Annotated in this window: 16 protein-coding genes; 9 read left to right on the top strand and 7 right to left on the bottom strand. The window is 72.7% G+C overall.

Annotation, left to right across the window (positions count from 1 at the left end; translation table 11 throughout):
- Positions 1 to 668: 668 nt before the first annotated feature.
- Positions 669 to 1,319, top strand: coding sequence for a C39 family peptidase (locus tag MICAU_RS21620; RefSeq protein ID WP_013287471.1), 651 nt, complete (start codon positions 669 to 671; stop codon positions 1,317 to 1,319).
- A 158-nt stretch (positions 1,320 to 1,477) separates the two neighbouring features.
- Here the strand turns inward: MICAU_RS21620 and recQ are convergent, their stop codons facing one another.
- Positions 1,478 to 3,334 carry a DNA helicase RecQ gene (recQ, locus tag MICAU_RS21615; RefSeq protein ID WP_013287470.1) on the bottom strand — a complete coding sequence of 619 codons (1,857 nt, stop codon included), beginning with the start codon at positions 3,332 to 3,334 and terminating at the stop codon, positions 1,478 to 1,480.
- 200 nt (positions 3,335 to 3,534) lie between these two features.
- Between recQ and rapZ the strand changes: the two genes are divergently transcribed.
- From rapZ to MICAU_RS21575, 8 genes are all read left to right on the top strand, one after another.
- Positions 3,535 to 4,446 carry an RNase adapter RapZ gene (gene rapZ / locus MICAU_RS21610; RefSeq protein ID WP_221488539.1) on the top strand — a complete coding sequence of 304 codons (912 nt, stop codon included), beginning with the start codon at positions 3,535 to 3,537 and terminating at the stop codon, positions 4,444 to 4,446.
- Positions 4,443 to 5,447, top strand: coding sequence for a gluconeogenesis factor YvcK family protein (locus MICAU_RS21605; RefSeq protein WP_013287468.1), 1,005 nt, complete (start codon positions 4,443 to 4,445; stop codon positions 5,445 to 5,447). The genes rapZ and MICAU_RS21605 overlap by 4 nt, the downstream gene beginning before the upstream one ends.
- A 54-nt stretch (positions 5,448 to 5,501) precedes the next feature.
- Positions 5,502 to 6,482: a DNA-binding protein WhiA gene (whiA, locus tag MICAU_RS21600; RefSeq protein ID WP_013287467.1), complete on the top strand. Its 981-nt coding sequence runs from the start codon at positions 5,502 to 5,504 to the stop codon at positions 6,480 to 6,482.
- Between the two features lie 264 nt (positions 6,483 to 6,746).
- The gene (gap, locus tag MICAU_RS21595) at positions 6,747 to 7,751 is read left to right on the top strand and encodes a type I glyceraldehyde-3-phosphate dehydrogenase (protein WP_013287466.1); all 1,005 of its coding nucleotides are present in this window, start codon (positions 6,747 to 6,749) and stop codon (positions 7,749 to 7,751) included.
- A gap of 52 nt (positions 7,752 to 7,803) precedes the next feature.
- On the top strand, positions 7,804 to 9,003 hold the full coding sequence (locus tag MICAU_RS21590) for a phosphoglycerate kinase (RefSeq protein ID WP_013287465.1): 1,200 nt from the start codon (positions 7,804 to 7,806) through the stop codon (positions 9,001 to 9,003).
- Positions 9,004 to 9,795 (top strand): triose-phosphate isomerase, encoded by a 792-nt coding sequence (gene tpiA / locus MICAU_RS21585; protein ID WP_013287464.1) that lies wholly within the window; start codon positions 9,004 to 9,006, stop codon positions 9,793 to 9,795.
- A gap of 95 nt (positions 9,796 to 9,890) precedes the next feature.
- Positions 9,891 to 10,151 (top strand): preprotein translocase subunit SecG, encoded by a 261-nt coding sequence (gene secG, locus MICAU_RS21580; RefSeq protein WP_013287463.1) that lies wholly within the window; start codon positions 9,891 to 9,893, stop codon positions 10,149 to 10,151.
- A gap of 130 nt (positions 10,152 to 10,281) precedes the next feature.
- Positions 10,282 to 10,626 carry an RNA polymerase-binding protein RbpA gene (locus MICAU_RS21575; protein WP_013287462.1) on the top strand — a complete coding sequence of 115 codons (345 nt, stop codon included), beginning with the start codon at positions 10,282 to 10,284 and terminating at the stop codon, positions 10,624 to 10,626.
- A 66-nt stretch (positions 10,627 to 10,692) separates the two neighbouring features.
- Here MICAU_RS21575 and pgl read toward each other — a convergent pair whose 3' ends face one another.
- The 6 genes from pgl to tkt form a co-directional block, all read right to left on the bottom strand.
- Positions 10,693 to 11,463, bottom strand: a complete 771-nt coding sequence (pgl, locus tag MICAU_RS21570; RefSeq protein ID WP_013287461.1) for a 6-phosphogluconolactonase — start codon at positions 11,461 to 11,463, stop codon at positions 10,693 to 10,695.
- A gap of 69 nt (positions 11,464 to 11,532) precedes the next feature.
- The gene (locus tag MICAU_RS21565; RefSeq protein ID WP_013287460.1) at positions 11,533 to 12,549 is read right to left on the bottom strand and encodes a glucose-6-phosphate dehydrogenase assembly protein OpcA; all 1,017 of its coding nucleotides are present in this window, start codon (positions 12,547 to 12,549) and stop codon (positions 11,533 to 11,535) included.
- Positions 12,546 to 14,060, bottom strand: a complete 1,515-nt coding sequence (gene zwf / locus MICAU_RS21560; protein WP_013287459.1) for a glucose-6-phosphate dehydrogenase — start codon at positions 14,058 to 14,060, stop codon at positions 12,546 to 12,548. Before zwf ends, MICAU_RS21565 begins: the two co-directional genes overlap by 4 nt.
- A 50-nt stretch (positions 14,061 to 14,110) precedes the next feature.
- Positions 14,111 to 15,679 (bottom strand): glucose-6-phosphate isomerase, encoded by a 1,569-nt coding sequence (locus MICAU_RS21555; RefSeq protein ID WP_013287458.1) that lies wholly within the window; start codon positions 15,677 to 15,679, stop codon positions 14,111 to 14,113.
- Between the two features lie 101 nt (positions 15,680 to 15,780).
- Positions 15,781 to 16,959: a transaldolase gene (gene tal, locus MICAU_RS21550; protein ID WP_013287457.1), complete on the bottom strand. Its 1,179-nt coding sequence runs from the start codon at positions 16,957 to 16,959 to the stop codon at positions 15,781 to 15,783.
- 16 nt (positions 16,960 to 16,975) lie between these two features.
- Positions 16,976 to 19,114, bottom strand: a complete 2,139-nt coding sequence (gene tkt / locus MICAU_RS21545; RefSeq protein WP_013287456.1) for a transketolase — start codon at positions 19,112 to 19,114, stop codon at positions 16,976 to 16,978.
- Positions 19,115 to 19,300: the final 186 nt, after the last annotated feature.

Raw genomic sequence — 19,300 nt, 5'->3', positions numbered from 1 at the left:
CATTTGACACCCATGACGTTCCACCGACGGCGCTGGTCCCGATGGGCGGAAGCGTCATTCCACCTCCTGGGAGGGTTCCGCGGGTGGTTTGGTGGGGGTTGTGTCGCCACGCGAGGGCGGGTGACCCGTCGTCCCCGCCCTCCCGCCCCGGCCTCGGCCTCGGCCCCGGCCCCGGCCTCGGCCCCGGCGATCTTGCACTTTGGGCCCGTGGGATGCCCGTTTCGCGAGGCATATCCGGCACCAAAGTGCAAGATCGCGCGCGGGCAGGGGTGGATCTTGGTGTTCGGAGCGGAGATCTCCGTGCACCCATCCGCGCGGCGCGGGTGGTTTGGTGAGCGGTGTCCGGTTCGCTGCGATGGGCGGGGGCCTGGCTGTGGTCGGTGCCATCGTCAGCGTGGAATCGGTGGGCGGCGCGGGGCGTTGTACATGGCTGACCGCCGAGGAACCGGGTCGAGCGCCGGACACCGGCCCGCCCGGCACCCGGGAGCGGATCGCCAGGTCAGGGAATCGGCCTGGCCCGGTCGTCGTTACATCCCCGAGCCGCGGAGCAGGCCCCCCCAGGGTCGCCCGCGCGCCAGCCCTATCGACGGGCACCCCCAAAGACTTTCCCCCCTTTCGCGCGGCGTCCCCTTCGCCGCGTCATCCCCCACTTCAGGGAGGCAACCATCATGGCTACCACTCTGCTGCGTAAGACCGTTCTGACCGCTGCCGGTATCGCCGCCACCGCCGGCGGCATCGCCGGCCCCGCGATCGCCGCCCACGCCGCCCCCACCACCACCAGCGTGGTGGCGGACCGCAAGGGCCACGGCGAGCGGGAACTCGACGTGCGCTACGAGGCGCAGCCCAACTTCTACTTCTGCGGCCCCGCCGCCGCCCGCAACGCCCTGAGCGTGCAGGGCAAGAACATCGACGTACACACCATGGCCAAGGAGATGGGCACCACCGAGGCCGGCACCAACAGCATCAACGACATCACCCCCGTACTGAACAAGGAGACCGGCACCAAGGACGCCTACAAGTCGGTCGAGATCAGCACCCCCAAGGCCGACGACAAGCAGACCGACACCCTGCGCGCCGACGTCGTCAAGACCGTCGACGCCGGCCGGGCCGTGGTCGCCAACATCGCCGGCACCGCCACCGACACCGACGGCACCACCCACTCCTTCGAAGGCGGCCACTACATCAGCGTCATCGGCTACCGCGACAACGGCAACACCGTCACCATCGCCGACAGCGCCGACCCCACCACCGCCACCTACCGCATGAACATCGACAACCTCGCCGACTGGATCGCCACCCGCGGCTACAGCACCAGCTAAGACAACACCGCCGCGCCGATGGCTGCAGAGCAAGAAAACGCAGCCAACGCGGCCAGCACGACCTCGCGGACCAGAGCACCACCGCGTGAACCCCAGCGAGGCCACAGCACACCGGAAGGGCCCGACCCCCACCACGGGGTCGGGCCCTCCCGCGTGCGTCAGGACTCGGCGAGGACGGCCAGGATCGCCTCGCCGTACTTGGCGAGCTTGTTCTCGCCGACCCCGTTGAACCGGGACAACTCGGCGAGGGAGGTGGGCGGCTCGGCGGCGATCTGCCGCAGGGTCGCGTCGTGGAAGATGACGTACGCCGGGACGCCCTGCTCCTTGGCGGTGGCCGCGCGCCACGCGCGGAGCCGCTCGAAGACGGGCGCGGCGGCGGGGGAGAGGTCGGCGACCACAGTGGCGGCGCCCCGCGGCTTGGCGGACCGGCCGGCGGCCGGGCGCTCGGGCTCCTTGCGCAGCGTGACGGTACGGCGCCGGCCGAGCACGTCCGCGCTCGCCTCGGTCAGCGCCAGCGTGCCGTAGTCGCCCTCGACCGCGAGCAGACCCTCGGCCAGCAGTTGCCGCACCACCCCACGCCACTCGGCCTCGCGCAGCTCGGTGCCGATGCCGAACGTGCTGAGCGCGTCGTGGCCGTACTGGTCGATCTTGTCGGTGTGCTTGCCGAGCAGGATGTCGATGCTGTGCCCGGCGCCGAACCGCTGGTTGCGCTCGCGGTCGAGCCGGAAGACGGTGGACAGCAGCTTCTGCGCGGCGACGGTGCCGTCCCAGGACTCCGGTGGTTCGAGGCAGGTGTCGCAGTTGCCGCAGTCGGCCACGCCGGTTTCGCCGAAGTATTCGAGCAGTTGGGAGCGGCGGCAGCGGACCGTCTCGCAGAGCGCCAGCATGGCGTCCAGGTGGGCGGCGAGGTTGCGCCGGTGCGCCAGGTCGCCCTCCGACGTCTCGATCATCTTGCGCTGCTGCACGACGTCCTGGAGTCCGTACGCCAGCCAGGCCGTGGACGGCAGCCCGTCGCGCCCGGCGCGGCCGGTCTCCTGGTAGTAGCCCTCCACCGACTTCGGCAGGTCCAGGTGGGCGACGAAGCGCACGTCGGGCTTGTCGATGCCCATGCCGAACGCGATGGTGGCGACCATGACCAGACCGTCCTCGCGCAGGAAACGCTGCTGGTTGGCGGCGCGGGTCGAGGCGTCCAGCCCGGCGTGGTACGGCAGCGCGGGGATGCCGTTGGCGACCAGGAACTCGGCGGTCTTCTCCACCGAGGCGCGGGACAGGCAGTAGACGATGCCGGCGTCGCCGGAGTGCTCGTCGCGCAGCAGGCTGAGCAGCTGGCGGCGCGGCTCCCGCTTGGGCACGATGCGGTACTGGATGTTGGGCCGGTCGAAGCTGGCCACGAAGTGCCGGGCCTCGGTGAGCCGCAGCCGGGTGGCGATCTCGGTGCGGGTCGCCTGCGTCGCGGTGGCGGTCAGCGCGATCCGCGGCACGTCCGGCCAGCGTTCGTGCAGCATCGACAGGTTGAGGTAGTCGGGGCGGAAGTCGTGCCCCCACTGCGAGACGCAGTGCGCCTCGTCGATCGCGAACAACGCGACCCGGCCGCGTTCCAACAGGCCGAGTGTGGACCGCACCGCGAGCCCTTCCGGGGCGAGGTAGAGCAGGTCCAGCTCGCCGGCGAGGTAGGCCGCCTCGACCCGGCGCCGCTGCGCGGGATCCTGGGTCGAGTTGAGGAACCCGGCCCGGACGCCGACCGCCGTCAGGGCGTCGACCTGGTCCTGCATGAGCGCGATGAGCGGGGAGACGACCACCGCCACACCGTCGCGGACCAGCGCGGGGATCTGGTAGCACAGCGACTTGCCGCCACCGGTGGGCATGAGCACCAGCGCGTCGCCGCCGGCCACCACGTGCTCGACGACCTCCTGCTGGAAGCCGCGGAAGGCGTCGTACCCGAAGACGCGGCGCAACACGTCGAGCGCGTCGCCGGCCGGTGGGGAGGTGGTCCGCTCGTCGGTGGGGGAGACCATCCGCGCAGTCTACGAGCGTCCCCCGACACCGACCGTCCCGGCGAGCCGTCACGAGCGCGGCGACTTGTTCCGGTCGTCACCCCGTGGAATCCCGGGCCGGGTCGCAGCCGTTAGAGTCGCTGATTGACCATGCGCGGCCGACCGGGCCGCGGCGCCACGGCTGGGGGTAGCGGGTGAGCGAGGCGCGTACAGCGGGTGACCTGGGGCCGACCGAGGCGGAGACGACGCCGGTGCGACCGGCGCCGGCCGAGTCGGACACCTCCCTGGTGGTGGTGACCGGCCTGTCCGGCGGCGGGCGCAGCACCGTGGCGCGGGCGCTGGAGAACGTCGGCTACTACGTGGTCGACAACCTGCCGCAGGCGCTGCTGCTGGACATGGCCGAGCTGGCGTTCAAGGCCGGTGGCGCGGCCCGGCGTACGGCGATGGTGCTGGACGTGCGCTCGCGCGCGTTCTCCACCGACCTGGCCGGGGCGATCCGGGAGCTGCGTGAGCGCGGCTTCCAGCCCCGGGTGGTCTTCGTCGACGCCGACGACGAGGTGCTGATCCGGCGGTTCGAGAGCGTGCGCCGCTCGCACCCGTTGCAGGGCGACGGGCGGCTGGCCGACGGCATCGCTGTCGAGCGGGCGCTGCTGGAGGAGGCCCGCGAGCAGGCCGACGTGATCATCGACACCAGCCACCTGAACGTGAACCAGCTGCGCCGCCGGGTCGAGGAGCTGTTCGGCGGCGAGGACGCCCGCCGACTGCGGATCACCGTGATCTCGTTCGGCTTCAAGTACGGCCTGCCGCCGGACGCCGACTTCGTGATGGACGCCCGGTTCCTGCCGAACCCGTACTGGGTGCCGGAGCTGCGCGAGCACACCGGCCGCGAGGAGGCGGTGAGCGCGTACGTGCTGGGCCAGGAGGGCGCCGACGCGTTCGTGGCCGGGTACGCCGACCTGGTCAACGCCACCACCGCCGGGTTCGAGCGGGAGGGCAAGCGCTACCTGACCGTGGCGGTCGGCTGCACCGGCGGCAAGCACCGCAGCGTGGCGATCGCCGAGGAGCTGGCCTCCCGGCTGCGTCACTCCGGTATCGCCGCGAACGCCCAGCACCGGGACCTGGGGCGGGAGTGACCCTGACCAGGGTGGTCGCCTTCGGCGGCGGGCACGGGCTCTCGGCGTCGCTGCGGGCGCTGCGTCACTGCGTACCCGAACTGGACCTGGACATCACCGCGGTGGTCACCGTCGGTGACGACGGCGGCTCCAGCGGCCGGTTGCGCGCCGAGCGCGGCGGCCTGCCGCCGGGCGACCTGCGGCAGGCGCTCGTCGCGCTGGCCGGTGACCATCCGGCCACCCGGCGCAGCGCGGCGTTGTTCCAGCACCGCTTCGCCGCCGCCGTGCCGCAGGCGCCGACGCCGGCCGCGCCGGTGCCGGTCGCGGTCGGCGACTCGCTCGCCGGCCACGCGGTCGGCAACCTGCTGCTGCACGGGCTCACCGAGCTGCTCGGCGACCCGGTGGCCGCGCTCGACCACGCCGGGGCGATGCTCGGCGCGGTGGGGCGGGTGCTGCCGATGTCCCGCCAGCCGGTGGGCATCGAGGCCCGGGTCCGCGGCGCCGACCCGGAGCACCCGGACGAGGTGTCCACGGTGCGCGGCCAGCACCAGGTCGCGGTCACCCCGGGCACCGTCGAGTCGCTGCGGCTCAACCCGTCGGCGCCGGCCGCGTGCGCCGAGGCGGTGACGGCGGTACGCGCCGCGGACTGGCTGATCTTCGGGCCGGGCAGCTGGTACACGAGCGTGCTGCCGCACCTGCTGGTGCCGGGGCTGGCCGACGCGATCGTGTCCAGCCCGGCGCGGCGGCTGGTGACGCTCAACCTGGTGGCCGAGAAGGAGACCTCGGGGCTCTCCCTGCCCGACCATCTGGACACACTGCGGCGCTATCTGCCCGAGCTGAAGGTGGACCGGGTGCTCGCCGACTCCACGGCGGTGGGTGATCCCGCGGCGGTCGAACGTGCGGCAGAATCGCTTGGTGCCCGGCTGGTCCTCGCTCCCGTCGCCGTCCTGGACGGCACGCCCCGTCATGATCCAGCCGCCCTGGGCGCCGCGCTGGTGCCTGTCCTGCGCGCCGATCGTTAGACACGTACGTAATCACCGGCGACACGCCGGAACCGGTCCGTGAGGGGGCGCACTATGGCGATGACGGCTGCGGTCAAGGACGAGCTGAGTCGGGTCGACGTGCCCAAGCCCTGCTGTCGGCGGGCGGAGATGGCCGCCCTGCTGCGTTTCGCCGGCGGCCTGCACATCGTGTCGGGCCGCGTGGTGGTCGAGGCGGAGCTGGACACCGGCGCGGTCGCGCGCCGGCTGCGGCGGGAGATCGCCGAGGTGTACGGCTACTCCAGCGAGATCCACGTGCTCGCCTCCGGCGGGCTGCGCAAGGGCAGTCACTTCATCGTGCGGGTGGTCAAGGACGGCGAGGCGCTCGCCCGGCAGACCGGCCTGCTCGACGTGCGGGGCCGCCCGGTGCGCGGCCTGCCGCCGCACGTGGTGGCCGCGAACGTCTGCTGTGCCGTGTCGGCGTGGCGGGGCGCGTTCATGGCGCACGGCTCGCTCACCGAGCCGGGCCGCTCCAGCGCGCTGGAGATCACCTGCCCCGGCCCGGAGTCGGCGCTGGCGCTCGTCGGCGCCGCCCGCCGGATCGGCATCACCGCCAAGAACCGCGAGGTGCGCGGCGTGGACCGGGTGGTGGTCAAGGACGGTGACGCGATCGCCGCGCTGCTCACCCGCATAGGTGCGCACTCCAGCGTGCTGGCCTGGGAGGAGCGGAGGGTACGCCGGGAGGTGCGCGCCACAGCGAACCGGCTGGCCAACTTCGACGACGCCAACCTGCGCCGCTCCGCGCGCGCTGCGGTGGCCGCCGCCGCCCGGGTGACCCGCGCGCTGGAGATCCTCGCCGACGACGCGCCGAACCACCTGACCTCGGCCGGGCGGCTGCGCCTGGAGCACCGTCAGGCCTCGCTGGAGGAACTGGGCGCGCTCGCCGAGCCGCCGCTGACCAAGGACGCCATCGCCGGCCGGATCCGCCGGCTGCTCGCGCTGGCCGACAAGCGTGCCCGTGACCTGGGCATCCCGGATACGGAAGCGGCAGTCACGCCGGACATGCTCGTGGTCTGATAGGACTCGGGCGGCAGTGCACCGCGAGCGGGATCACCACCCGCCGCAGCGCGACGCCGCGCGCTCGGATATGGTCGCTGCGTACGGCAAGGGGGCCGGAACAGGCGCTCCTCGCCGTGCTCACCGCCTCGGGCGGTCAGGTCTCCGTGACCGCGGCGGGGTGGCCGAGATGACATGTCGACGGCCGGCTCCAACGGTCGGCGCACACACCTCCGCCGGCAGCGGTCTGGCGCCGGCGGACCAGAACGCGAGGAGATGGGACCTGTGACCATCCGGGTTGGCATCAACGGCTTCGGCCGGATCGGCCGCAACTTCTTCCGGGCAGTGCTGGCGTCCGGCGCTGACATCGAGGTCGTGGCGGTCAACGACCTGACCGACAACGCGACGCTCGCCCACCTTGTCAAGTACGACAGCATCCTGGGCCGCCTCCCGCACGAGGTGAAGGCCACCGCCGACGAGATCACCGTGGGCGGCAAGACCATCAAGGCGTACGCCGAGAAGGACCCGGCGAAGCTGCCGTGGGGCGAGGTCGGCGCCGACGTGGTCATCGAGTCCACCGGCTTCTTCACCGACGGCACCAAGGCGAAGGCGCACCTCGACGGCGGGGCCAAGAAGGTCATCATCTCCGCTCCGGCGAAGAACGAGGACGTCACGGTGGTCATGGGCGTCAACCAGGACCAGTACGACCCGGCCAAGCACAACATCATCTCGAACGCCTCCTGCACCACCAACTGCCTCGCGCCGATGGCGAAGGTCCTGCAGGACACGTTCGGCATCAAGCAGGGTCTGATGACCACCATCCACGCGTACACGCAGGACCAGAACCTGCAGGACGCGCCGCACAAGGACCTGCGCCGGGCCCGGGCCGCCGCGCTCAACATCGTGCCGACCTCGACCGGTGCCGCGAAGGCCATCGGCCTGGTCCTGCCGGAGCTCAAGGGCAAGCTGGACGGCTACGCGCTGCGCGTGCCGATCCCGACCGGCTCGGCCACCGACCTGACCGTCGAGGTCGGCCGGGAGACCACTGTGGACGAGGTGAACGCCGCGCTCAAGGCCGCCGCCGAGGGCCCGCTGCGGGGCATCCTCACCTACAACGAGGACCCGATCGTCTCCGCCGACATCGTGACCGACCCGGCGTCGTGCATCTTCGACGCGCCGCTGACCAAGGTGATCGGCAACCAGGTCAAGGTCGTCGGCTGGTACGACAACGAGTGGGGCTACTCGAACCGCCTGGTCGACCTGGTCAAGCTGGTCGGTCAGTCCCTGTGAGTGCGAGGAGCGAGCTTGCGAGCCCCGCAGTCACGAACGGAGGGCTAGCTCTGTGACGATCCGTAACCTCGACGACCTGCTCGCCGAGGGGGTGTCGGGTCGGCGCGTGCTGGTGCGCGCCGACCTGAACGTCCCGCTCGACAAGCAGACCGGGGACATCACCGACGACGGCCGGATCCGGGCCGTCCTGCCGACGCTGAGCGCGCTGGTGCAGGCCGGCGCGAAGGTGGTCGTCTGCTCGCACCTGGGCCGCCCGAAGGGCGCGCCGGACCCGCAGTTCAGCCTGCGCCCGGTCGCCGGGCGGCTCGGTGAGCTGCTCGGTGCCCCGGTGCACTTCGCCGAGGACACCGTCGGCGACTCGGCGCGGTCCACCGTGGCCGACCTGGCCGACGGCCAGGTCGCGCTGCTGGAGAACCTGCGCTTCAACAAGGGCGAGACCAGCAAGGACGACGCCGAGCGGGGCGCATTCGCCGACCAGCTCGCGGCGTTCGGCGACGCCTACGTGGACGACGCGTTCGGCGCGGTGCACCGCAAGCACGCCAGCGTGCACGACGTAGCGGCCCGGCTGCCGCAATACGCGGGCCGGCTGGTGCTGCGCGAGGTCGAGGTGCTCAGCCGCCTCACCGGCGAGCCGGAGCGGCCGTACGTGGTGGTGCTGGGCGGCTCGAAGGTCTCGGACAAGCTCGCAGTGATCGAGGCGCTGCTGCCGACCGTGGACCGGCTGCTCATCGGCGGCGGGATGTGCTTCACCTTCCTCAAGGCCCAGGGCCACGAGGTGGGCACGTCGCTGCTGGAGAAGGACATGGTCGAGACCTGCCGCAACCTGATGGAGCGCGCGCCGGGCAAGATCATGCTCCCGGTCGACGTGGTGGTCGCCGACGCGTTCGCGCCGGACGCCGCGCACGACACCGTGCCCGCCGACGGCATCCCGAGTCACCGGCTGGGCCTGGACATCGGCCCGGAGACGGTGGCCGGTTTCGCCGCCGCGCTGTCGCAGGCGAAGACCGTCTTCTGGAACGGCCCGATGGGCGTGTTCGAGATGGCGGCGTTCGCCAACGGCACCCGCGGCGTGGCCGAGGCGATCACCAAGGCCGACGCGTTCAGCGTGGTCGGCGGCGGCGACTCGGCCGCGGCGGTGCGCGCGCTGGGCCTGGACGAGTCCTCGTTCGGGCACATCTCCACCGGTGGTGGCGCCTCCCTGGAATACCTGGAGGGCAAGACCCTCCCCGGCATCGCGGCCCTGGAGAACTGAATGGCGAGCACGACCCGCCGGCCGCTGATGGCCGGCAACTGGAAGATGAACCTGAACCACCTCGAGGCCAACCTGCTGGTGCAGAAGCTGGCCGCGAGCCTGAACGAGAAGCAGCTCACCGACGTCGAGTGCGTGGTGCTGCCGCCCTTCACCGACCTGCGTACCGTGCAGACCGCCGTGGACGGCGACAAGCTGCTGATCGGCTACGGCGCGCAGGACCTGTCGCCGCACCCGTCCGGCGCGTACACCGGTGACATCGCCGGGCCGATGCTCGCCAAGCTGGGCTGCGGCTACGTGGTGGTCGGGCACTCCGAGCGGCGGCAGTACCACAACGAGGACGACGCGCTCGTCAACGCGAAGGTGTCGGCGGCGCTGGCGAACGGGCTCACCCCGATCCTCTGCATCGGTGAGGGCCTGGAGGTCCGGGAGCAGTCGGGTCAGGTGCGGCACTGCTGCGACCAGCTCGACGGCGCGCTGAAGGGGCTCACCGCCGAGCAGGTCACCAAGGTCGTCGTGGCGTACGAGCCGGTCTGGGCGATCGGCACCGGCAAGACGGCGACCCCGGACGACGCCCAGGAGGTCTGCGGCGCGGTGCGCAAGCGCATCGCCGAGACCTACGACGAGGGCACCGCCGAGCAGGTCCGGATCCTGTACGGCGGGTCGGTCAAGGCGTCGAACGTCGCCGCGATCATGGCGCAGCCGGACGTGGACGGGGCTCTGGTCGGGGGCGCCAGCCTGGACGCGGAGGAGTTCGCGCAGATCTGCCGGTTCCCGGAGCACATCACCCGCTGATCGCTCGCTATCCTTGACGCTGCCCGTCCACCGGTCGGTGCCGCCGTGCCCGACAGGTCCGGGCAGTGATCGCAACGAGAGGACTGACCCCCGCCATGCCGATCTGGTTCGCCTACACGATGATCGTGTTGCTGGTCATCACGAGCGTCCTGCTCACCCTGCTGATCCTCCTGCACCGCGGCAAGGGCGGCGGGTTGTCGAGCATGTTCGGCGGCGGCGTCAGCTCCAGCCTGGCCGGTTCGTCGGTGGCCGAGAAGAACCTCGACCGCTACACCGTTCTGGTGGGAATCGTCTGGTTCGCGTGCATCGTCGGGCTTGGGCTCTGGCTGCGGCTGCAGATGGCCAGCGGCACCTGAGCCGACGCTGAGAAGCGTACAATCTGCGCGCGGTCCGTCACGGACCGCGCGCAGTTTTGTTTCTCCGCACGTCGCCCGTCGCCCACCCCCTCCGGCGGCGGTCCCCTCCGACGACAGGGAGCGAGCAACCGTGCCCAGCAACAACGTCATCCGCGGCACCCGGATCGGGTCCGCCCCCGAGCGGTTCGACCAGCGGGTCGAGCCCGCGCCGCGCCGGCCGGTCGTCTACTGGTGCCGCCACGGGCACCGCGTCGAGTTCCTGATCGCCGCCGAGGCGGAGACGCCCGCCGCCTGGGAGTGCCCCCGCTGCGGCGAGCCGGCCGGCCCCGACCCGGGCGACCCGCCGGGCCGCCAGCGCGCCGAGCCGTACAAGACCCACCTGGCGTACGTGCAGGAGCGGCGTACGCCGGAGGAGGGGGAGGCGCTGCTCGCCGAGGCCCTCGACGCGCTGCGGCGTCGCCGCGGTCGCGCCTGACCCGAGGTGTTAAGGAGGGGCCCCTTCTCTACCGGAGACGTTAAGAAGGGGCCCTTCCTTACATGCTCAGCGCAGGCTGCGCAGCCGCGGCGGCACGCTGGCCGCCGCGGCCCGGTCGAGGAGCCAGAGGGTACGGGAGACGCCCCGCACCCCGGCGGCAGGCAGCTGCACCGGCCCGGCCCCGGCCAGCGCCATGCCCACCGCCCGGGCCTTGTCCGCCCCGGCGGCGATCAGCCAGACCTCCTCGGCCGTGTTGATGGTCGGGAGCGTCAGCGTGGTCCGCACCGGCGGCGGCTTCGGGCTGCCCCGCACGGCGCTGACCGGCCGGTTGTCGTGGTGCACCGGGTGCTCCGGGAACACCGACGCGACGTGCCCGTCCTCGCCGACGCCGAGCATCAGCACGTCGAAGTGCGGCACCACCGCGTTTCCGGGCCGGGCCGCGGCGGCCAGCTCCCGCGCGTACCCGGCGGCAGCCGCCTCCGGGTCCTCACCGGCCGGGCCGTCCGACGCCGGCATCGGGTGCACCCGGGCCGGGTCGAGCGGCACCGTGTCCAGCAGCGCCGCCCGTGCCTGCGTCTCGTTACGCTCCGGGTCGCCGCCGGGCAGGAACCGCTCGTCGCCCCACCACACGTCGACCCGGGACCAGTCGACGGCGTCCCGGGCGGGCAGCTGCCCGACCGCCCGGTACACCGCCGCGGCGATCCGCCCGCCGGTCAGCACCACCGACGCCTGGCCGCGCTCGGCCTGCGCGTCGAGCAGCTTCACCACCAACCGGGCCGCCACCGCCTGCGCCAGCAGGTCGGGGTCGGCGTGTACGGCGACACTCGCCTCAGTCATCCGTCGAGCCCTCGTGCTCCGACCGCCCACCGGCGGTCACCTGTGCCTCCGACCACCCGGTCCGGGCGGTCACTCGTTCGCGGTCGCGCCCGCGTGCGCGGTCACGCCGGCCTCGGCCCGCTGGGCGGTCGCCGGATCCTTCCACACGTGCACCCGCTGGGCCGGACGCTGGTCGAGGCCGGTGATCCCGGCCGCAGCGCCGAGCGCCTCCGCGTAGACCTGGTCGGCGTCGAGGCGGCGCAGCTCCTCGGCCAGCTCGTCGCCGAGCGGCCGGCGCACCAGCGGCAGCGTGCGGTCCTCCTGCCCGGTACGCCGGAACACCGCGACGCTGTCGTCCCGCGTGAGCGTCAGCTCGTCGCCGTTGGCGCAGCGCAGCTGCACCTGGCGCATCCGCGGGAACTCCTCGGTGGCGGTCAGGACCGGGTCGATGCCGAGCCGGGCCTTGAGCCAGCCGCGCATCAGCGCCGCCGTCGGGTCCGACGGGGGCGCCACCACGCTCGCCTCGGTGACCCGGGCCTGGGTGGTGTCGAACGCGCCCGCCACGAGCGTGCGCCACGGGGTGATCCGGGTCCACGCCAGGTCGGTGTCGCCCGGGGCGTAGTCGTGGGCCCGCTGCCGCAGCTCGGCGATCGGGTCGGCCGCCTGCGCCGCGTCGGTGATCCGCCGGTCCGCGACCACGCCGAGGAAGTCGGTGGAGATCTCCTCCGGCGGCTCGCCGTGCCACCACGTCACCACCGGTACGTCCGGCACCAGCAGCGGCATCACCACCGACTCGGCGTGCAGCGCGAGCCGCCCGTACATCCGGGTCACCACCGCCTCGCACGGCCCGAGCCGGCCACCCACGACGATCTCCGCGTCCAGCCGGTTGCGGTCGCGTTCCACGTCGGAGCGGACCACCACGAGCAGCCGGCACGGGTGCGCCGCCGCGGCGATGGTGGCCGCCGCCTCGGCCTCGCGTACCCGCTTCTCGTCCACCACCACGATCAGCGTGAGCGCCATGCCACTGGCCACCCCGCCCGCGCTGCGCCGTTCCGCGGCCAGCGCCTTGACCACCTCGTTGCCGGTGGTGTCCCACAGCCCGATCATGCTCTTCTCCAAGCCCGGCCCTCGCGGGCCAGCATCTCGTCGGCGGCCCGGGGCCCCCACTCACCGGCCCGGTACGGCTCCGGGGTCGTGCCCTCCCAGGCGTGCTCCAGCGGGTCGACGACCTGCCAGCTCTGCTCCACCTCGGCGGCGTCCGGGAACAGCGTCCGGTCGCCGATCAGCACGTCCAGCACCAGCCGCTCGTACGCCTCGGGGCTGGACTCGGTGAACGCCTCGCCGTACTGGAAGTCCATCGCGATGTCGCGGACCTCCATCGTGGTGCCCGGCACCTTGGAGCCGAACTTCAGCACCACGCCCTCGTCCGGCTGTACCCGGATGACGAGCTGGTTGGGGCCGAGGGACTCCATGTCGGCGGCGTTGAACGGCAGGTGCGGCGCCTTCTTGAACATGATGGCCACCTCGGTGACCCGCCGGGGCAGCCGCTTGCCGGCCCGGATGTAGAACGGCACCCCGGCCCAGCGGCGGTTCTGGATGCCCAGCTTCACCGCCACGTACGTCTCGGTGGTGGAGCCCTCCGGGACGCCCTCCTCCTCCAGGTAGCCCTTGGCGCGCTCGCCGCCCACCCAGCCGGGCAGGTACTGGCCGCGCACGGTGTCCTCGGAGACGTCCCGCGGCACGGTGATCGCCTTGAGCACCTTGAGCTTCTCGGCCCGGATCTCGTCGGCGTCGAAGCTCGTCGGTTCCTCCATCGCGACCAGGGCGAGCAACTGGAGCAGGTGGTTCTGGAGCACGTCGCGGGCGGTGCCGACCGAGTCGTAGAAGGCCGCGCGGGTGCCGATGCCGACGTCCTCGGCCATGGTGATCTGCACCGAGTCGACGTACTTGGAGTTCCACAGCGGCTCGAACAGGTTGTTCGCGAAGCGCAGCGCCAGGATGTTCTGGACCGTCTCCTTGCCCAGGTAGTGGTCGATCCGGAACACGTCCTGGCGGGTGAAGACGTCGTCGACCAGGTCGTTGAGCGCCTTGGCCGAGGGCAGGTCGTTGCCGAACGGCTTCTCCACCACGACCCGCCGCCAGCCGCCGGACTTGGCGTTGTCCGCCATGCCGGTGCGGGCGAGCTGCTTGAGCACCACCGGGAAGGCCGCCGGGGGGATGGAGAAGTAGAAGGCCGCGTTGCCGGGGATGCCGTGCGAGCCGCGCAGCTCGTCGAGCGTGGCGGCGAGATGGTCGAACGCCGCGTCGTCGTCGAACGAGCCGCCGACGAACTTGATGTTGCCGGCGAGCCGGGCCCACACCTCCTCCCGCCACGGTGTGCGGGCGTGCTTCTTGGCCGCGTCGTGCGCCACCGACTCGAAGTCGCCGTCGCCCCAGTCGCGGCGGGCGAAGCCCAGGACCACGAAGCCGGGCGGCAGGAGCCCTCGGTTGGCCAGGTCGTAGACCGCCGGCAGCAGCTTCTTGCGGGCCAGGTCACCCGTCACCCCGAAGATCACCAGGGCACACGGCTCGGGGATCCGGGGCAGCCGCCGGTCCTGCGGATCGCGCAGCGGGTTCACCGGGCCACCTCCTCCTGCGTCTCGGTCCGCTGATTCCAGGTCGTTGATCGTCACGTGCGTGTCCGTCCGGCCGTTTCCAGGAGCTGGGCGACGCCCGTCGCCCGCTCGGTCAGGTGCAGTCGCAGCACCGGTCGCTCCCGGCCGGCCAGGGCCCGCCGGTCGCCGGCGGCCTGGGCCGCCTGGAGCTGCGCGAAGGTGTACGGACGACCGGGCACCTCCAGATCATCGGTGACCGCACCGGTGATCTGGAGGTGCCGGCCGTGGATGTCGGTGTGTTGCGGCCGGCGCGGTCCCCAGCCGAAGGTGACCGGCCGTCCGGCGGCCCGCGCCAGCAGCGGGCGCAGCCCGGCGACCGCCGCGTCGGCGTGCCGGTCGAGGTACGCGGTCACCACGAGGTGCTCCCGTTCACCCAGCCCGTCGAGCAGCCAGCGCAGCGCGCCGGTCAGGTCGGCCGGGGCGCCGCTCGGGGCGTACACCTCGATCGCGCCGTCGACCGACGACGGCGGCCCGCTCTCCGGCGCGTCGCCGGCCACTGCGGCGGCGGGCGACGCGAACGGGTCGGTCCGCAGCGTCACCGCGGCGGTCGCCGCCGCGTAGGCCCAGGTGAGCAGGTGCGCGCCGAGTGGTCCGTTGACCGCGACGTCGGCGGACACGCCCGGTCCGACACCGGCGCCGAGGGCGCCACCGAGACCGACCGTCAGCACGCCCGGCCCGGTGGCGCCGGGGGAGTCGGGGGACTCCGCGACCACGGGCAGCAGCCGTCCACCTGTCGCGTCGGCGAGCAGCGCGCCGGCCCAGCGGCCCAGACCGTCGAGGCCGGTGCCGTCGGGAACCAGCGCGATCGTGTCCCGGCCGGAGCCGGGCGCCGCGCCCAGTGCCGCGCCGAGCGCCAGGGCCGGATTGTCCCGGTCCCGGTCGAGCGCGCCGGTGAGCGCCTCGGCCTCGTCCAGCACCTCGGCCACCGGAGCGCCGGCCAGCGCCGCCGGGACCAGGCCGGACGCGGTGAGCGCGGCCCACGGCCCGGACACGCCGGGCTCGGCCGGGATCACCATCGCGCCCAGCTCGTCGGCGCGCGCCGCGAGTTCCGAGCCGGGTTCGGTGACCACCACGACGTGCCGGGCGGCGTCCGGGCCCTCGTCCGCCCACGCCTGCCGGTAGGCGCGCAGGTGGGCGTCGGTGGCCGGGTCGAGGCCGTGCCGGGCGGCGAGCACCAGGAGGGTACGCGCCGGACGATCGGCGAGCGCGGCCCGGATCGGTCCCGGGTCGGCGGTGTCGAGCACCGTCAGCGGCCGGCCCAGGCACTCGGCCAGCACCTCCGCGGCGAGCGTGTCGTCGTGTGCGCCGGCCAGCACCACGTGGTCCAGGTCGCCCAGCTCGGCGGCCAGTTCGGCGAGCTGGGGGAGCAGGTCCCGGCTGCGCCGGTGAGCGTGCAGCCAGCCCAGCCGGTCGAGGGCCGCCGGCTCGGCGGCGGGCCCCCAGAGGGCCGGGTCCGCGGCGGCGAGCCGGGCCGGGACGTCGTGGGAGACGAGCGTGGCGCGCGTGGACGCGCCGAGAGCGTCCGCGCCGCGCACGGCCAGGCCGGCGGCCATGTCCGCCCGCCCGGCCAGCAGGTCACTCACCGCGCCACCTCGGCTCGCTCAAGGCAGACCACCTCACCCGGTCCACGGTACGGCGCGACGCGTCCCGGGGCCCGGCCCCGGGACGCGTCGGACGCCGTCGGTCACGCGTTGCCGCCGGCCTGCTGCGCCGCCTGCGCGTTCTTCCCGGCGGCCCGGTGCGGGCTGCCCGAGCCCTTGGCCGCCTCGGCGAGGGACTTCTTGACCCCCTCCAGCAGCTCCACCCAGCTCGCCTCGAACTTCTCCACGCCCTCGCGCTCCAGCGTGGCGATCACGTCGGACAGGTCCACGCCCACCGCCAGCAGGTCGTCGAAGACCTTGCGGGCGTCGTCGTACGCGACGGTGACGGTGTCCGCCTTCGTCTCGCCGTGCTCGGCGTAGGCGTGGACGACCGGCTCCGGCATGGTGTTGACGGTGCCGGGCGCGATCAGCTCCTCGACGTAGATGACGTCCCGGTAGTCCGGGTTCTTCGTCGAGGTGGAGGCCCACAGCGGGCGCTGCGGGTGGGCGCCCGCGTCGGCCAGCTTCTGCCAGCGCGCCGAGGAGAACACCTCGCCGTAGCGCTCGTACGCCAGCCGGGCGTTGGCGACCGCGGCCTTGCCGCGCAGCGCCTTGGCCTGGTCCGAGCCGATCTTCTCCAGCCGCTTGTCCACCTCGGTGTCGACCCGGGAGACGAAGAACGAGGCGACCGAGCCGATCTTCGACAGGTCGTGCCCGTTGGCCTGCGCCTGCTCCAGGCCGGCCAGGAAGGCGTCCATCACCTGCGAGTACCGGTCCAGACCGAAGATCAGCGTGACGTTGACGCTGATCCCCTCGGCCAGGGCCGCGGTGATCGCGGGCAGGCCCTCCTCGGTGGCCGGGATCTTGATGAACAGGTTCGGCCGGTCCACCAGCCACCACAGCGCCTTGGCCTCGGCGACGGTCTTCGCCGCGTCGTGCGCCGAGCGCGGGTCCACCTCGATCGACACCCGGCCGTCCACGCCGCCGCTGACGTCGTACGACGGTCGCATCACGTCGCAGGCCCACCGCACGTCGTACGTGGTGAGCATGCGGACCGCCTCCTCGACGTCCACGCCGCGTACGGCGAGGTCACGAAGCTGCCAGTCGTACTCGTCGGCGTCGCTCAACGCCTTCGCGAAGATCGTCGGGTTGGTGGTCACCCCGGCTACGTGGCTCTCCCGGCGCAGCTTGTCCAGCCCGCCGGAGGTCAGCCGTACCCGGGAGAGATCGTCGAGCCAGATCGCCACACCGGCGCCCTGGAGCTCCTTCAGCCTGTCCGTCATGCCGTCCACGCTCCCCTCAGTTGCCGGTCGTGAAACCGGTGATGTCGCCCACCCGGGTCAGCGCCGCGTGCGCGGCGGCCACGATCCGGTCGGGGGTGAACCCGAACTGCTCGAAGAGCACGGTGTGCGGCGCGCTGGCGCCGTAGTGCTCGATGCTCACGCACTCGCCGCTGTCGCCGACGATCGCGCGCCACGACATGGCGATACCCGCCTCCACGCTCACCCGTGCCTTTACCCCGCGAGGCAGCACCGACTCCCGGTACGCCTCGTCCTGGGCGAAGAACCACTCCTGGCAGGGCATGGAGACGACCCGGGTGGGGGTGCCGTCGGCCTCCAGCCGCTCCCGCGCGGTGAGGCAGAGCTGCACCTCCGAGCCGGTGCCGACGAGGATCACCTGCGGCTTGCCGTTCGACGCCTCGGCCAGCACGTACCCGCCCTTGGCGACGCCCTCGGCGCCGGCCAGGTCGGTGCGGTCGAACGTCGGCAGCGCCTGGCGGCTGAGCGCCAGCGCGGTCGGCCGGTCGGTGTGCTCCAGCGCCTGCCGCCACGCCCAGACCGTCTCGTTGGCGTCGGCCGGGCGGACCACGTCCAGGCCGGGGATGGCCCGCAGCGCGGTCAGGTGCTCGATCGGCTGGTGCGTCGGGCCGTCCTCGCCGAGGCCGATCGAGTCGTGCGTCCAGACGTACGTCACCGGCAGCTTCATCAGTGCGGCCAGCCGCACCGCCGGGCGCATGTAGTCGCTGAACACCAGGAACGTGCCGCCGTACGGGCGGGTGCCGCCGTGCAGGGCGATGCCGTTGAGGATCGCGCCCATGGCGTGCTCGCGGATACCGAAGTGCAGCGTGCGGCCGTACTCGTCACCCGGGAAGTCCTTGGTGGCGTGCGCGGCCGGGACGAACGACGGCTCGCCCTTCATCGTGGTGTTGTTGCTCTCGGCCAGGTCGGCCGAGCCGCCCCACAGCTCGGGCAGCACCGGCGCCAGGGCCTCCAGGATCTTGCCGGAGGCGGCCCGGGTGGCGACGCCCTTGGCGTCCGCCGGGAAGGTCGGCAGCGCGTCGGTCCAGCCGGTCGGCAGCGTACGGCTGGCCATCCGGTCCCACAGCGCCTTGCGCTCCGGGTTGGCCTGCGCCCAGGCGTCGAACCCGGTGGTCCACTCGGCCTGCTCCTGCGCGCCGCGCTCCAGCACCTGACGGGCGTGCTTGAGCACCTCCTCGTCGACCTCGAAGGTGCGCTGCGGGTCGAAGCCGAGGATCTCCTTGGTGGCCTTCACCTCGTCCGCGCCGAGCGCCGAGCCGTGGATCTTGCCGGTGTTCTTCTTGTTCGGCGCGGGCCAGCCGATGATCGTGCGCAGCGCGATGAACGACGGCCGGCCGGTCTCCGCCTTGGCGGCCAGCAGCGCCTCGTACAGCGCCTCCACGTCCTCGTGGTAGTCGCCCTGGTCGGCGTCGCCGCGGCGCCAGTCGACGGTCTGGACGTGCCAGCCGTACGCCTCGTAGCGGGCCGCCACGTCCTCGCTCTTGGCGATGCGGGTGTCGTCCTCGATCGAGATCTCGTTGTCGTCGTAGATCACGCAGAGGTTGCCGAGCTGCTGGTGACCGGCGAGCGCGCTGGCCTCGTGGGTGATGCCCTCCTCGATGTCACCGTCGGAGGCGATGCACCAGATGTCGTGCCGGAACGGCGAGTCGGCGCGGTCCGGCTCGGGGTCGAACAGGCCGCGCTCGCGGCGGGCCGCCATCGCCATGCCGACCGCGTTGCCGAGGCCCTGGCCGAGCGGACCGGTGGTGGTCTCCACGCCCGGGGTGTGGCCGTGCTCCGGGTGGCCCGGGGTGAGCGAGCCCCACTGGCGCAGCGCCTTGAGGTCGTCCAGCGCCAGCGGGTAGCCGGAGAGGAAGAGCTGGATGTAGAGAGTCAGGCTGGAGTGCCCGGCCGACAGCACGAACCGGTCGCGTCCGGCCCAGTTCGGGTCGGCGGGGTTGTGCCGCATGACCCGGTTGAAGAGCAGGTACGCCACCGGGGCGAGGCTCATCGCCGTCCCCGGGTGGCCGTTGCCGGATTTCTCCACGGCGTCCATGGCCAGCACGCGGACCGTGTCGACGGCCCTGCGGTCGAGGTCGGACCAGTTGAGAGCGGGAAGCTCGGGTCGGTTGGCAGCCACGATGGTTGTGCTCCTCGGCAGATGGGCGGAACCCTCACTGATGACCCTATCGAGCGGTGCTAAACGTCCGCCCGGGGATCTCAGCATGCTGTTCTGTACGGATCGCGGACGTCCGGTCGTTCAACCCCAGGTGTGACGGCTCGCACCGTTGCCGGGTCCACGGGGCAGCGAAAACGACGCCGCGTA

Origin of the sequence: Micromonospora aurantiaca ATCC 27029, assembly GCF_000145235.1 — a bacterium.
GTDB lineage: Bacteria > Actinomycetota > Actinomycetes > Mycobacteriales > Micromonosporaceae > Micromonospora > Micromonospora aurantiaca.
The sequence above is the reverse complement of the archived record's forward strand: the minus strand, read 5'-3'. Positions and strand labels throughout refer to the sequence as shown.

Excerpts from the sequence above, each read along its gene's own strand:
- MICAU_RS21620 (WP_013287471.1), top strand. The coding sequence starts at position 669 with ATGGCTACCACTCTGCTGCGTAAGACCGTTCTGACCGCTGCCGGTATC.
- recQ (WP_013287470.1), bottom strand. The coding sequence starts at position 3,334 with ATGGTCTCCCCCACCGACGAGCGGACCACCTCCCCACCGGCCGGCGAC.
- whiA (WP_013287467.1), top strand. The coding sequence starts at position 5,502 with ATGGCGATGACGGCTGCGGTCAAGGACGAGCTGAGTCGGGTCGACGTG.
- tpiA (WP_013287464.1), top strand. The coding sequence starts at position 9,004 with ATGGCGAGCACGACCCGCCGGCCGCTGATGGCCGGCAACTGGAAGATG.
- secG (WP_013287463.1), top strand. The coding sequence starts at position 9,891 with ATGCCGATCTGGTTCGCCTACACGATGATCGTGTTGCTGGTCATCACG.
- pgl (WP_013287461.1), bottom strand. The coding sequence starts at position 11,463 with ATGACTGAGGCGAGTGTCGCCGTACACGCCGACCCCGACCTGCTGGCG.
- MICAU_RS21565 (WP_013287460.1), bottom strand. The coding sequence starts at position 12,549 with ATGATCGGGCTGTGGGACACCACCGGCAACGAGGTGGTCAAGGCGCTG.
- tal (WP_013287457.1), bottom strand. The coding sequence starts at position 16,959 with ATGACGGACAGGCTGAAGGAGCTCCAGGGCGCCGGTGTGGCGATCTGG.